At 61.5% G+C, this 13746-nt stretch carries 13 protein-coding genes and 1 pseudogene; 7 read left to right on the top strand and 7 right to left on the bottom strand.

The genetic code is table 11. The annotated features are described in order from the left end of the window. The first annotated feature begins 10 nt into the window (after positions 1-10). Positions 11-1354 (top strand): M1 family metallopeptidase, encoded by a 1344-nt coding sequence (locus tag AR689_RS05195; protein WP_062067724.1) that lies wholly within the window; start codon positions 11-13, stop codon positions 1352-1354. On the opposite strand, the gene AR689_RS05190 is transcribed toward AR689_RS05195, so the two are convergent. Then, complete coding sequence (locus tag AR689_RS05190; RefSeq protein ID WP_062068627.1) at positions 1351-1989, bottom strand: 4'-phosphopantetheinyl transferase family protein; 639 nt, start codon at positions 1987-1989, stop codon at positions 1351-1353. The two genes, AR689_RS05195 and AR689_RS05190, sit on opposite strands and share 4 nt — an antisense overlap. A 364-nt stretch (positions 1990-2353) precedes the next feature. On the opposite strand from AR689_RS05190, the gene AR689_RS22635 reads away from it, so the two are divergent. Further along, a complete protein-coding gene (locus AR689_RS22635) occupies positions 2354-2506 on the top strand; it encodes an ankyrin repeat domain-containing protein (RefSeq protein ID WP_082697810.1) in 153 nt (50 codons plus the stop codon). Between the two features lie 106 nt (positions 2507-2612). After that, positions 2613-2666 (top strand): annotated as a pseudogene (locus AR689_RS23850) (hypothetical protein); the annotation flags it as partial. Positions 2667-2724: 58 nt separating this feature from the next. Here AR689_RS23850 and AR689_RS22625 read toward each other — a convergent pair. Then, positions 2725-2874, bottom strand: a complete 150-nt coding sequence (locus AR689_RS22625; RefSeq protein ID WP_082697809.1) for a helix-turn-helix domain-containing protein — start codon at positions 2872-2874, stop codon at positions 2725-2727. A gap of 126 nt (positions 2875-3000) precedes the next feature. On the opposite strand from AR689_RS22625, the gene AR689_RS05180 reads away from it, so the two are divergent. Beyond that, a complete protein-coding gene (locus AR689_RS05180) occupies positions 3001-5022 on the top strand; it encodes an alpha/beta hydrolase (protein WP_062067721.1) in 2022 nt (673 codons plus the stop codon). Beyond that, entirely contained in the window at positions 5019-5537 is a 519-nt protein-coding gene (locus AR689_RS05175; RefSeq protein ID WP_062067718.1) for a hypothetical protein, read from the top strand. The genes AR689_RS05180 and AR689_RS05175 overlap by 4 nt, the downstream gene beginning before the upstream one ends. Positions 5538-6101: 564 nt before the next feature. On the opposite strand, the gene AR689_RS05170 is transcribed toward AR689_RS05175, so the two are convergent. From AR689_RS05170 to AR689_RS05155, 4 genes are all read right to left on the bottom strand, one after another. Further along, positions 6102-6968, bottom strand: a complete 867-nt coding sequence (locus tag AR689_RS05170) for a trypsin-like serine peptidase (RefSeq protein WP_062067715.1) — start codon at positions 6966-6968, stop codon at positions 6102-6104. A gap of 183 nt (positions 6969-7151) precedes the next feature. After that, positions 7152-9695: a phenylalanine--tRNA ligase subunit beta gene (gene pheT, locus AR689_RS05165; RefSeq protein ID WP_062067712.1), complete on the bottom strand. Its 2544-nt coding sequence runs from the start codon at positions 9693-9695 to the stop codon at positions 7152-7154. A 2-nt stretch (positions 9696-9697) separates the two neighbouring features. Then, entirely contained in the window at positions 9698-10759 is a 1062-nt protein-coding gene (pheS, locus tag AR689_RS05160) for a phenylalanine--tRNA ligase subunit alpha (RefSeq protein WP_062067709.1), read from the bottom strand. 204 nt (positions 10760-10963) lie between these two features. After that, on the bottom strand, positions 10964-11917 hold the full coding sequence (locus AR689_RS05155) for an LppM family (lipo)protein (protein WP_062067706.1): 954 nt from the start codon (positions 11915-11917) through the stop codon (positions 10964-10966). Positions 11918-12018: 101 nt separating this feature from the next. Here AR689_RS05155 and AR689_RS05150 point away from each other — a divergent pair, with 101 nt between their 5' ends. Further along, positions 12019-12471, top strand: coding sequence for a hypothetical protein (locus tag AR689_RS05150; RefSeq protein WP_062067703.1), 453 nt, complete (start codon positions 12019-12021; stop codon positions 12469-12471). After that, positions 12468-13097, top strand: a complete 630-nt coding sequence (locus AR689_RS05145; RefSeq protein ID WP_062067700.1) for an SIMPL domain-containing protein — start codon at positions 12468-12470, stop codon at positions 13095-13097. The genes AR689_RS05150 and AR689_RS05145 overlap by 4 nt, the downstream gene beginning before the upstream one ends. Here AR689_RS05145 and pcp read toward each other — a convergent pair. Next, positions 13094-13735, bottom strand: a complete 642-nt coding sequence (pcp, locus tag AR689_RS05140; protein ID WP_062067697.1) for a pyroglutamyl-peptidase I — start codon at positions 13733-13735, stop codon at positions 13094-13096. The genes AR689_RS05145 and pcp overlap by 4 nt on opposite strands. Positions 13736-13746 lie beyond the last annotated feature (11 nt).

The following is a 13746-nucleotide window of genomic DNA, read 5'->3' as shown; positions in this document are numbered from 1 at the left end:
TTGGACGGATATGGCCGCTCCAATCAATACTCCCCTTACCGAAGCCGACCCCTACGCCTTGAACCACGGCAGCAGCGCCTACCGCGTGGACAGGTACGAGTTGGACCTCGACGTCAGGCTGGGCAGCAACAAGCTGATCGGCAAGGCGGTCCTGCGCTGCACAGCTTTGGAGCCCTCGGCCCAGATTGTTCTGGACCTTGTAGGGCTGCGGGCCTCGAAAGTTCAGCTGGACGGCAAGAAGGTCCAGAAGTTCAGTCACAGGGCAGAGCACCTCGTGCTGAACCCGGCGTCGGCACTCAAGCCCGGCCAGCAGTTCTCGCTGGAGATCCGCTATGACGGCAACCCCCAGCCGCGCCGTGGCCTGTGGGGCGATGTGGGCTGGGAGGAACTGAACGACGGCGTCCTGGTGGCCGGACAACCAAACGGCGCGGCGTCCTGGTTCCCCTGTAACGACCACCCCCGCTACAAATCCAGCTTCCTCATCTCCGTGACCACTGACGATAATTACCGGCCTGTGTGCAACGGCAAGTTGGTGGCCCACTCCCGCAAGTCCAGCCGGGAAACCTGGGTCTACGAACAGGTTGAGCCCATGGCGACGTACCTCGCCACGGTGCAGATCGGGCGGTATGCCAGGGTTCCGCTGCACGTGGACGATACTCATCACCGGGTCCCCCAGTTCGTCGCAGTCACTCCCGAGATGGCCGTGGATGCTCTTCAAGGCCTGCGGCGCCAGCCCGACATGATGCGCACCTTCGAGGATTGTTTCGGCCCGTACCCGTTCGCCGAGTACACCTCGGTGGTCACGGAGGACGAGCTGGAGATTCCGCTGGAAGCCCAGACAGTCTCCATTTTCGGCCGCAACCACATGCGGGATGCTTGGGATTCGCAGCGACTGATCGCCCACGAGCTTTCCCACCAGTGGTTCGGGAACTCGCTGACGGTCAGCACCTGGAAGGACATCTGGCTGCACGAAGGCTTTGCCTGTTATGCCGAGTGGTTGTGGTCCGAAGAATCCAGGACCATGACTGTTGCCGCGCGGGCAACGGCTGCTTGGAAGAGGCTCGACGCCGGGCCGCAGGACCTGCTGGTGGGCGATCCCGGCCCTGAGCTGATGTTCGACGACCGCGTCTACAAGCGCGGCGCCCTGGCCGTTCACGCTGTGCGGATGGCTGCCGGGGATGAGGCGTTCTTCGGTTTCCTGCAGCATTGGACGGCCACCAACCGGCACGGTTCGGTGTCTACGGGCGCGTTCATTGACGCCGTAGACTCGTTCATTCCAGGCTTTGATGCTGCGTCGATTCTTGGACCATGGCTCTACGAGGCTGCGCTTCCGCCGCTGCCTTCAGCGCGCTAGCCCAGTGCCAGGGCGGCTACCAAACCGTCAGGCAGTGCCCTTTCCGTGACATCCCGCAGGCCGGGCAGGTCCAGCACATCCAGCCCTGCGGGGTTGCGCCTCAGGCCCTCGCCCGTCATCTTCAGCCACGCCTCTTTGCGTGCCCACAGGCGCGCGCGCTGACTATCTCGCTCCTGATCCGGGATGCTGGACAGGAAGCGTTTCTCGGCTGCGGTCAAGGCGACGCCGTCGAAGCCTTCGAAGGTTGCTTTGCCAGTCGATTCAAGATCCACTCCCAGCCGTAATTCTTCGGGAGCATGCACGACGCCGGCCAGCAGTACCCAGCCCGACGCCCGGGATGCACTGAGCGCCAGAGGTGCGGGGCCGCCGTCGAGCATGAACCCTGGGCGGCCGTGGTCTTGGCCGGGGCCGCACCGCGGGCAGCGATAGTCAGGAACGAGGCGAGTGGGATCGACATCGAGAAGCGAAGCGGCAAAGTACAGCAAGGCCACCCGCCCTGCCATGAACTCTTCACGGTCTGCGGGGTTGGCGTAGCGGAGGGCGCGTCGTTCGGCAGGTTTCCCGAGTGCCTCAAGGCTGGTGTCAGGAATGCGGGGGTCATGGAGCTGCCGTAGGTCAAGCACCGGACTGTCCATCACGACGCCTTTCACAGCTTTGGCTCCTGCGAAATGTCGCAACAGGAATGAGTGGAATTTCTGCGGTTGATTGGCGATTCTTGCGCTACTTTATCTGGAAACCTCGAAATAAGTTTCGACTTATGCAACCTCTACAATGACAGAATCACAGCTTTCGCTGAGCGTGATGATGAACTTCATGGCATCGCAGCCGGAGCCACCGCATACTTGATCAAACCATTCCGCCCCCGCCAGCTGCGTGAATTTGCAGCAACTGAGCCCTCAACAACTCACATCCCCGGAACCATAAACAACTCCTGAGAAGACCCTAGGCGATCCTGCCGGCGTGCGCTGTCTTGCGGCACAGATATGGAAGGCTGCACGTATGGACGGAATGAACCGTACAGCGCTCCACCACGCAACCCTGGACAACGATGTTGCCGCCATAGAGCAACTTCTTGGCGACGGCGCTTCTCCCGATGCCCAGGACAAGGCCGGTTTCACGCCCCTACATTTGCTGCGCAGGAATACTCAGTAGAAGCAGCTTCTGCTTTGCTTGGTGCCGGCGCCACCGTTGATCTTCAAACGGCTGGGGTAACCCTACGCTCTTTACTGCGGTCTTCAATTCCAGCGGCCGTGGCGAAATGATCGAACTCCTCCGATCGCACGGCGCTGATCCACACAGCGTCAACGGAAATGGACAGAATCCCGTGGGGCTGGCGCGGCTGATCGGCAGTTACGACGTCGCGCAGTACTTCACCGGATGTAACTCTCGACGTCGGTTGCAGCGATGCGCCAGACGTTCCGGCCACCGATCTGGATACCCTGCAGATCACCAGACTTGGGCAGCGCCCGGATCTGGTTCACTGACACATTCAGTTTCTCGGCAGCCTGTTCCGTGGCCAGGAAGCGGTGCTTCTTGCATCCTCTGGCCTACACCGTCCTAAGTTCGTCCAACACCACTATCCTTCCTATTGCGCAAACAGTAGTTATGCTAGTCGTTGGATTTATTGTTCTGCTTGGGGGCCTGGCATGGGAATTGCTTTTGATGACGGCGCAGCCGACGCGCTGATCAGCGCCGCGAACTCCGCCGACGAGGTTCTGCGTGCCGAGGGAGGCTTCCTGTACGGGGCCGTGGAGCAGGCAGTGCAGGACTTCAACGGCGGCTACGGGCGTCTGTTCAAGGACGCCTTCGGCATCAGGTCCGATGATCGCGGCAAGCTCTCTGGTGTCCTCGCGGCTCTGGCCGAGGACGTCGGTGAGGCCAAGCACAGGGCCCAGCATGAAAAGGCCCGGCAAAAGAACATGGAAGCCTGGCAGCAACGCGACAATCTCCGCAAACAGCAACTGCTCTCCGGTGACATCGCGAGAGCATCCGCAACAGTCGCCACCATGGTCCTGGACCCAATGCCCGAGAGTACACCGGTTGCTGCGCCTACAGTTTCAGCTGCGTTTTCGGCGCGGGAACGGCCCCGGTTCGCCGGCGGGCCGGGAACCGGAACCACCTCAGCTGATCCGGGCAAGTTGCGCGGCTTCGCGTCGGTGTCCCGGAGCGCCACGAACACCCTGAACACACACTTTGCCGCAGTTCGGAACGCCTGGAGCAGCTTCACAGCATCGTGTTCCTGGGTGAACATCGAGACTGAGTCGTTTGTTACTGGTTTTGAGCGACTGCTCGCCGCCAACGCAGCAGATGCCGATTGGATAGAGCAGGTCGCCACCGCATTCGAAACAGCAGGCAGTGGCGCCGTAGCCGACAGCATGCTCAATGGGCTCTTCATCCAGTACGCAGCTCCAAACCAAGTGGGCTTGAACGACCTCGGAACCATGAGTGCCGCGCAACTGAAGGTTTGGCTCGGTAATGGTGGCACGGCCAGGCTGCGGGAACTCCTGATCCGACCAGGACTGGACCCCGTAGCGACTGCCACGTGGTGGTCTGGTCTCGGCCACACCGTCGAGCCTGCCACCGGGAAAGTCATCGTCAGTGAAGCACAGCACCTTCTGATCGAAGCTCTTCCGGACGTCATAGGTAACCTGAACGGTGTCACCGCGACTGCCAGGGACCTTGCCAACCGCCAAAAGTTGCTGCAAATGCACGACCACTGGAAGAAATACCGCCAAGAGCACGGCGGAGAAGTTGATGAAGGCTCCCAGGAAGGCATGGTCAACAAAATCTGGGACACGCTCTACGACACCAATGGCGACCCCAAAGTTGCCGACGCCGATGACGAGTCATCGGCTTTTCAACTCGTAAGCTTCGTTCCCTTTGGACTGCGGCAAGGATCAGAGACCGGATATGGCGCGTCGATTTCCGTCGGGGACCTCGACGCCGCCAAGCACGTCACTTACCAGGTCCCCGGGCTGAATACCACCGTTGGCCATGACATGTCCTCCAAAACCAAGCGGGCCAAGGATCAAAGAGCCGATCAACGTGAACTTGCTGTCCCTCATGGAATTGACCCGGACCGTCTTGCCGTCGTTGCCTGGATTGGCGCTGAACCAGCCAAGGACCTCGGTGTGTTCAGCAACGACCAGGCAAAAGTCGTGGGAGCTGCCCTTCGCAACGACGTGACAGGGTTCAACGCTGTTCATGAAAGCCTCGACAACACTGCCATGACAACAGCTATCGGGCACTCCATGGGATCTCTCGGGGTAATGGAAGCAGCAAAAAAAGAGCTGCCTGTCGATAACGTCGTTCTCGTCGGTGACGTTGGAGCCCCTGATAACGTGACCTCTGTGAAAGATCTCCATCTGAACCCCGGCGGCACCGTTTACCGGGGAACTTACACCGTGGACTACACAGCAGTGATCGGGCATGGTGCTGGCTCGTACCGCAAATACACCACCGACCCAGGGTTCGGGGCCGTCACCTTCGGCACAGACGGCGCCACAGCACCGGATGGCACCATCGAGCACCCCACGAAGACCCATGATGGACAAACTGGAGGCGAGAACGGCATCTACGGATACTTCGACAGGAGAACCGAGTCAAGCATTAACCAAGCCAAGATCTCTCTCGGTCTGCACGATCAACTCACGAATGCGAAACGATGACCCCCAAACTCCACCCCGTTTACAGACGTGTCCTTCCCGCGGCAGCCATCATTCTTCTCACCCTTGCAGGGTGCGGGACCACGACGACCACCAATCCTCCTACCAGCACCGCGGAGCAGACCATGGGATCAGAACAAGCCCGCAAGGAATATCTCGATCTCTTCACCAAGATTCAAGCCCACGCCCCGGGCGACTGGACAAAGGTCACGCCAGACAAACCCGGAGGGGTCTGTGATGGCCCTCTCGGCACTGAAGGCACCCAAGTCTCTTTCGATGCCACCCGAAGCCCGCTGAGCCGGGAAGAAATGGACGCTCTCCACGACAAGGTCAAGGCTGAGTTCGAAACCACAGGGTTCACCGTCACGCAACACACCGACGGAGGCGAAAACTTTGTCAGAAGAACCGACGTGTTTGGCCCCGATAAGTTCGTCATGGGACTCACCACAGGCAAATACGGCATCGCCCTCGGAGGGAACACCCGTTGTTTTTCCGACCCGGAAGGCAAATTCCGGTAGGAAACAATGACCCCGAGACGCCGCCATTACTGGCGTGCCCTTCCCGCCACGGTACTTCACGTTTGTTGCAGTAGTCGTACTGTTCGCCCATTGACCTCGGTCGTCCGCCCATCGAACTCCTCATGAGAGCTTAGAGTGGCCGCCCAAGGTCTCCAATTTGTGCCGCAAGATGGGTATATCCGTCTCATTCATGTGGGGACTCCGGACCTGCTCAACCGTGGAGGTCCTGGCGGGTGTTGTAATACTGTCCGGAATGGGCAATCCAACTTCGAAGCGCATGGAACGTATGGCTGTCGCTCCTCACATGGAGTCCTTGGCTATCGGGCGCGAAGGTCTTGTTGATCATTTCGAGTTTTCCGGCCCACCCGACGATTGAGTGATTCGTATACCAGCTTCAACGCGTACAGAGTCAGAAATCGCACCCAGGCACAACCCACCTCACAAATCGCGTCGTTCGCGCATGCAAACTGTAGCTTGTGTCTGACGTATCTCCTTGGACGCAAGTGTTCCCCGCAGCCAGAACACGCCGCGGGGAACACTGCTGTCCGGATTAACCCAGCCGGGCTACTTCACCGACGTCAGGTAGTTTGCCAGGGTGGGAGTGATGCGGGTGCCGGAGTTGGAGCTGCCACCGTTGGTGTGGATGGCAACGATGGTGTTGGAGCTGTTGTAGACGGGGGCGCCACTCTGGCCACCATAGGTGTCCATCTTGTAGAACACCTTCTCCGCCTGCGTGCTCTCGATGGGTCCGGTCATGGACCACATGGTGCCGAATGCCTTGTCTCCCGGATAGCCGCGCACTGTGGTGCTGGTTCCATTCAGGCTGGCGGTGGTACCGGTGTAATTGAGCCAGCCGGTGGTGTTGCCGATGGTGCAGTCGAGCTTGATGACGCCCCAGTCGGCGTTGGTGTTCGCCGAGTCGATCCAGCGCTGGTCCGTGAAGATCTCCGTTGCACCGCACGTACCGTAGGGGTCGGTTGAACCATTGCGGCCCGGGGCTACTTTGACGCCCCAGGAGTAGTCGGCCTCGGAGCCGGTGCCGCCCTCATGGACGCAGTGTCCAGCCGTCAGCACGGTGTCATCGGAGATCAGTGCGCCGGAGCAGATGTAGCCGCCATTGAACTCAATCTGCACGATGGAGCGATTGGGGGCTGCCGTGGTGTTGGTGATTCTTACCCTGCCATCGGCGCCGATGACCGAGTCCGTGGAAGCGCCGCCACTCTTGGTGGGTGCGGCAATGGTGTACTTGTCGGCCAGAGGGGATGCGGCCGAGCCCGACGTCTGCGTCTTGTCCACCGTGTGCCCTACGGGCTGAACCTCGGCAGCGACTACTTGGGGCGTCGACTCTGACGCCACTGCAGCTCCACCAAAAGAGGAGGTCAGGGCCATTACTGCTGCCCCGACAAGCAAAGCAACATTCTGCTTCTTCATGGGTACCTTTCAAAGGACGGCTCTTATGGAACCGTGCGAGGGATGTGATACACATGTTTCACATGCGCATGACAAAACTGTCATACACATGTGAATAGTCTGTCAAGATGCTGGGAGCTCAATCTCAATAAAAGAAAATCCCCGGAACCAGATGGTTCCGGGGATGATCAATCGCGAGCAGTGTCAGCGCTGGACAGCTCCGAAGCGCTCGGCTGCAACAGCAACAGCTGCGGCACGGGCTTCAGAAGCCTCATCCGCGGTCAGCGTGCGGTCGTCAGCACGGAAGCGGAGGCCGAAAGCCAGTGACTTCTTACCTTCGTCGATTCCGGGACCCGAGTAGACATCGAACAGCGCGACGTCTTCGAGGAGCTCGCCCGCACCTTCACGCAGCGCTGCCAGAACCTGGTCCGCCGGCACGTCCTGCGGGACAACCAAGGCAACGTCCTGCGTCGCAACCGGGAATCCGGAGATGTGCTTGGCCACGATCACGTCAGCAGCAGCTTCGAACAACGCTTCCACATTGACTTCAAGCGCCACGGAGCGGGCCGGCATGTCGTGCGCAGCCAGCAACTTCGGGTGGAGCTCGCCGGCGTAGCCCACTACGTCGCCGTTGCGCAGCGCGAGCTGAGCTGCACGGCCAGGGTGGAACGCCTGGTGGCTTCCCTGGCTGACAACCAATTCCACGCCCAGAACATCGGCAATCAGGCGTGCCACGTCAAGAGCGTCTGCCCAATCCCACGCCCGAGGCGTGTGCGTCGCAGCGGCCGGTGAATCATGTCCGGTTAGGACTGCGGCGATGTGCAGCGGCTGGTGAGGGACGCCGTCGTACAGTGCATCCAGTACCTCATCGGCAGGCTTGACGCCCAGCGGCGGGATGGAATCCGTGCCCAGCGTTTCGCCCGGGAGGAAGACCGAACCGGCCTCGTACACCGCCAAATCGCGGAAACCGCGTGAGAGATTGCGGCGGGCAACCTCGATCAGACCCGGCAGGATGGAAGTCCGGAGGAATCCCTGTTCCTCGCTGATCGGATTCGCCAGCTTCAACGCAGGACGTGCTTCGCCTTCAGCAGCCACGCCGAAGGTGTCGTTGGCTGCCTTGGAGACGAACGGGTAGGACAGCACCTCGGTAAGACCTGCATCAGCCAAAGCCTGGACCACACGGCGCTTCTGCTGCTGGCTGCGGCTGAGGCCCCGGCCGGGAGGCGCCACCGGAAGTGTGGAGGGGATGTTGTCGTAGCCCACCAGCCGCGCGATTTCCTCGGAGAGGTCTTCCTTGGTTTCGAGGTCATTGCGCCAGCTCGGAGCGGTCACAACGTAACCCGACGACGTCTTCTCCACAGTTGCACCCAGGTCCACCAGGGACGTGGTGATCTGCTCTTCGGTGAAATCGATGCCGATCCGGGCGGCGGCGAACTCGGCGGGCAGTTCAATGGTGACAGCCTCAGGGGCGGTTCCGACGTCGGTCCCGGCCTCGTCTGCCGTACCCCCGGCAAGTTCCACCAAGAGGTCAACGACGCGCTGCGCAGCGATGTTGGCAACGTGCCAATCAACCCCGCGCTCGAAGCGCTTGGACGCTTCGGACGGCAGCTTGTGCCGGCGACGGGACCGGGCGATGGAGACCTCATCGAAGTGTGCGGCCTCCACCAGGATGTTCGTGGTGGAATCGGACACCTCGGTGTGCGCACCGCCCATCACGCCTGCAATGCCAATGGCACCCGAGTCATCCGTGATCAGGAGATCTTCGACGTCAAGTGTGCGCTCTTTGTCATCGAGGGTGGTGATCTTCTCCCCTGCCACTGCACGGCGAACCACGATGTCGCCGGCAAGCTTATCGAGGTCATAGCAGTGATTCGGCTGACCAAGCTCCAGCATGACGTAGTTGGAGATATCTACCGGCAGCGAAATGGAGCGGACGCCGGCCAGGCGAAGGCGGGAGGACATCCACGGTGGCGTGGGTTGGGAAGCATCCACGCCACGGACCGTGCGGGCCACGAAGCGGTCGCATCCGGGCTTGCCGTAGATGGGCGCGTCGTCGTTGAGCTTGACGCCGTAGCCGCCCTGCAGGGAAGCCGGTGCGTTGACCTTGGACGCGGGATCCGTGAACGACGTTCCTGTAGCGTGGGCGTACTCGCGGGCCACACCGCGGATGGAGAAGGCATAACCGCGGTCCGGGGTGACGTTGATTTCGGCTGCTTGGTCGTACAGACCAAGCAGTTCCATCGCGTCTGAGCCGATTTCCGGGTCCAGTCCGATGCGCGAGAGTACCAGGATGCCGTCGTGGTCATCGCCGATACCCAGCTCACGGACGGAAGCGATCATGCCCGCGGACAGGTGACCGTAGGTCTTGCGCGCCGAGATCTGGAAGTTTCCGGGCAGAACAGCGCCCGGCAGGGTGACAACCACTTTGTCGCCCTCCACAAAGTTGTGGGCACCGCAAATGATGCCCTGCACGCCGGAAGGATCAATGCCCTCGCCGGTCAGGGTCTGTTCCTGGCCCTCAGGAACCACGCGGACCTGGCACCAGTTGATGGTTTTGCCATTGGTCTGCGGCTCCTTGACCAGGCTCAGAACCTGGCCAACCACAACGGGACCCGTCAGCTCATCCGTGGGACGGTGAACTTCTTCTTCTTCAAAACCAACCTTGACCAGATCAGCCATGACGTCTTCGGCCGTTGCATCGGCCGGAACCTGCGCGAATTCACGCAGCCAGGAAAGTGGGATACGCACTGTTAGATCTCCATCCCGAAGTGCTCGCTGAAACGTACGTCGCCTTCGATCATGTCGCGCATATCGCCGACCTCGTTGCGGAACATGAGCGTGCGCTCAATGCCCATACCGAAGGCAAAACCTGAATAGATGTCCGGATCGATGCCGGCTGCCCGGAGGACGTTGGGGTTGACCATGCCGCAGCCGCCCCACTCGATCCACCGCGGACCGCCCTTGGCACCCGGGTGCCAAATGTCGAGCTCCGCGGACGGCTCGGTGAACGGGAAGTAGTTGGGCCGCAGGCGGATGGAGGCTTCGTCGCCGAACATCTGGCGGGCGAAGTGCTCCAGCGTTCCACGGAGGTCCGCCATGCTCAGGTTCTTGTCGATCGCCAGCCCTTCGAACTGGTGGAAGACAGGCGTGTGCGTGGCATCGAGTTCATCGGTGCGGAACACCTTGCCCGGGCACAAAACGTAGATGGGCACTTCGCGTTCCAGCATGGAACGAACCTGCACCGGCGAGGTGTGCGTGCGCATCAGCAGGTGGGCTTCGGGCGGCTCCACGAAGAACGTGTCCTGCATTTCGCGCGCCGGGTGGTCCGGCTTGAAGTTCAGGGCATCAAAGTTGAACCACTCGGACTCCACTTCGGGGCCTTCGGCGATTTCCCAACCCATGCCAACAAAGATGTCTGAGACGCGGTCCTGCAGCGTGGACAGAGGGTGCCGTGCACCGGCACGCCGGCGACGCGGACCCGCCGTGACATCCACGGTTTCCTCCACCAGAATGCGGGCGTCGTTCTCGGCTTCGAGAACCTGGGTCCGGGCTGCGAGCGCCTGGTTGACCCGGCCACGGGATGAACCCATGAGCTTGCCGGCGGCAGCCTTGTGTTCCTTGGCGAGGCCACCGATTTCACGGTTGGCCAAGCTCAGCGGCGACTTCTCACCGGTGTGGGCGAGGCGGACAGCCTTGAGTTCTTCAAGGGAGGACGCAGCCGCAATAGCAGCAATGGCGTCCTCGACGGCGGCGGTGATGGCGGCTTCATCCAGCGGATTCGGGATGGCAGCGCCTGGCAAAGTGTCAGTCATCTACTGTTCTTAGCTACGAGTAGGGAACGGCCCGGCAAGGCAGGCCTGCAAAACGAAAGGGTAGTGCTCGCCGCGGACGGCAGGCACTACCCTTCAGTCTAGTTGAACCTCACAGTCGGGATTTAACCGCCGTGTATTTGTACAGCCCATGACCCGGCGGGAACCGCTGAGGGGGCAGTAGCTGTCCCGGAAATCCGGCAGCGCCTAGGCGCCGGAAGCGGGCGGTGCCGACGGCGGCGGAGGTACCGGGCCGTCGTCGTGCCCTTGGACTGGCGGTTGGCTTGGCGGTTGGGTGGGCTGCTGTTGGGTTCCCGGGCTTTGGGTGGGCTGCTGAGCCGGCGCACCCGGCGTGTAACCTTGCCCTGCCCAGTCTTGCTGGGGGCGCTGGGCCGGCGGTTGGGGCTGGGACTGGTAGCCCTCCTGGCCCGGCTGGGTTGCATAACCCGGCTGTCCATACGGAGCTGCACCGGCGAGCGCCGGCTGCTGCTGGGACGACCTCTTGCGCAACAGGACGAACAGCAGGACCAGCGCGGCGGCAATGACGAGAACTCCTACGAGGATCCAGATGATCCACAGGGGAATTCCGGCGTTGGCCTCGGCCTTGGCTTGGACCACCGTGTCCTTGACGGACAACATGTCGAAAGTGGCTTTGTTACCGTCCACGGTGGCGCCGTTGGCTTCCACCACTTTGCCGGGGAAAGTGAACGTGACGGAGGCTTCGTCGAACATGGACTTCGCCATGGCAGATGATGAGGCGTCGCCGCTTTCACTGCCGGTCACTCCACCCATGGAGATGACGTAGAAGTCGCCGTCCCTTTTCAGTTCGAACGGACTCTCGGAGCTGGAGGACTCCGCCAGCTTGGCTGGGTCCAGGTTGGCAGCGGTGATCCGCTTGCCTTTGTACTTCTCGTCCTCGTAATCCACCACTGTGGCACCGTCCGGGATGTCCATCCCCTGGCTTCCGGTACCGTTCGACTCCATGAATTCGTCGAAGGACTTGTCTCCCAGCACGGATTTTTGGATTGCGTAGACCACCTCGTAGTCAACGCTCTTTTCATTGTTGACCTTCACGGACATGTTGAGCTTGACGCAACCTGTCAAAGCCAGCATGAGTGCGAGCAGTACACCGACGACGCCCAAGGCGCGTTTCGCGTTCATTTTCCTTCTTCCCCCAATGTGAGTGCGGCACCGACGGGTGCCCGATCAGCGTATCCCCGCCACCCGTGCCGCGCCATACGCCACGGGGCTAGCATTGCTTCATGACTCCCGCGCAACGCCTACGGCAGATCGCAAACGTCCTCAACCTGTCCACGCCGCTGGGATTGGTGGTGGCAGCCGCATCGGGGTGCGCCGTAGCCCACGGCCCCCGCGGGCTTCTGATTGCGTCCGGCTACCACTGGACACTCCCCCACGCCGGCGCCTTCACCCTGGGAAATGTCATCCTGCACCGGGCGCCGCAGGGCGTGGCCGGCACGAACACAGTGCTTTTGGGGCATGAGGAGCGGCACAGTACCCAGTACGCGTACTGCCTGGGCCTTCCTTTCCTCGCCCTCTACGGCATCGCCGCCGGTTGGTCCATGCTTCGAAGCGGGAATCCGGCGTCGAGGAATTTCTTTGAACGGCAGGCCGGCCTGGTGGCCGGCGGCTACGTTGACACTCACCACCGCCGGCAGGGCAGTCCTGCGGACCCGCGAATCGAGGCCTCTTCATGAACCGAACCATCACTGTTACCGGGACCGCCAGCGCAAAGGCTGTTCCGGACCTGGTGACCTTAACGCTCGGGGTGGAAACGCGCCGAGGGACAGCCGCCGAGGCCTATGACGACGCCGGCAAAGCGGCCAACGCTGTTGCAAGCAGTTTGCGGGCTGCCGGTGTTTCCGCCGGAGATCTTCGAACGAGCGGGTTGAACCTTCGCGCCGATCTGGTCTGGGTGGAGGGGCAAGGTCAGAAAGTAACAGCCTATGTGGCGTCCACCAATCTGCAGGTGGGCATCCGTTCCCAGGCGGACGCTCCGGCTGCGATTGCTGCGGCAGTGGCAGCCGGCGGAGACGACATCCGGATCAACGGGATCGAACAGGGCTTTGCTGACTCTTCCTCTGTCACCGCCCAAGCGCAGGAGGCTGCGTGGCAGGATGCTGTGGCCCGAGCCGAACAGTACGCTGCGCTGGCTTCCTCCCGGCTTGGGAAGGTGGTTTCCATCTCCCAAGAGCCGCTGCACGGCAGCCCCCTCCCCTTGGGTGGGATGGTGCGGGCGTCCTTCTCCGCGGAGGCCATGCCCGTGGAAGCAGGAGAGTCCTCAGTTTCAGCGAGCATCCGGGTTGAATGGGAGCTGGTTTAGCGGATAGCCCCGGCCGAAAATTTCACGTCGGCCTGCGCGTGCAGGGCAGTCCTGACAATATCGGCGATTCCTTCCGCCATGGTCTCCAAGGGCATGGACGGCACTGCGGTGCCTTCCGGAAGCTGTTCCGGCAGGTAGGGAACGTGGACGAATCCGCCGCGGATGCCGGGCTTTGCTGCCAAGGAGTGCATCAGCGCATAGAAGATGTGATTGCACACGTAGGTGCCCGCAGATTGAGAGACTTCTCCCTTGATTCCCGCGATCTGGAGGTTCCGGAGCGCAGCCTTGATGGGCAAGCTGGAAAAGTACGCCGCAGGCCCGCCGGGGACGACCTCCTCATCGATGGGACGCTGACCCTTGTTATCCGGTATTCGGGCGTCATCGCAATTGATGGCGACACGTTCCAGGGAGATCCGTCCACGGCCTCCGGCCAAGCCGGTACAGACCACAATGTCCGGATTCAGGCGGGTCATGGCATCGCTGAGAGCTGTTGCCGACTCACCAAAAACGCACGGCAGCTCCACGGCTTCAACAGCAATGCCTTGCGCGTTGAGCAGCTCGCTCGCCCGCCGGACTGCCAGCCACGAAGGATTCACAGTGTCCTCGCCAAACGGTTCGAAGCCTGTCAGCAGAATCATGGGCCAACCTT

This window comes from Arthrobacter sp. EpRS71, assembly GCF_001512285.1.
GTDB lineage: Bacteria > Actinomycetota > Actinomycetes > Actinomycetales > Micrococcaceae > Arthrobacter.
This window is presented reverse-complemented; position numbering and strand designations above follow the sequence as displayed.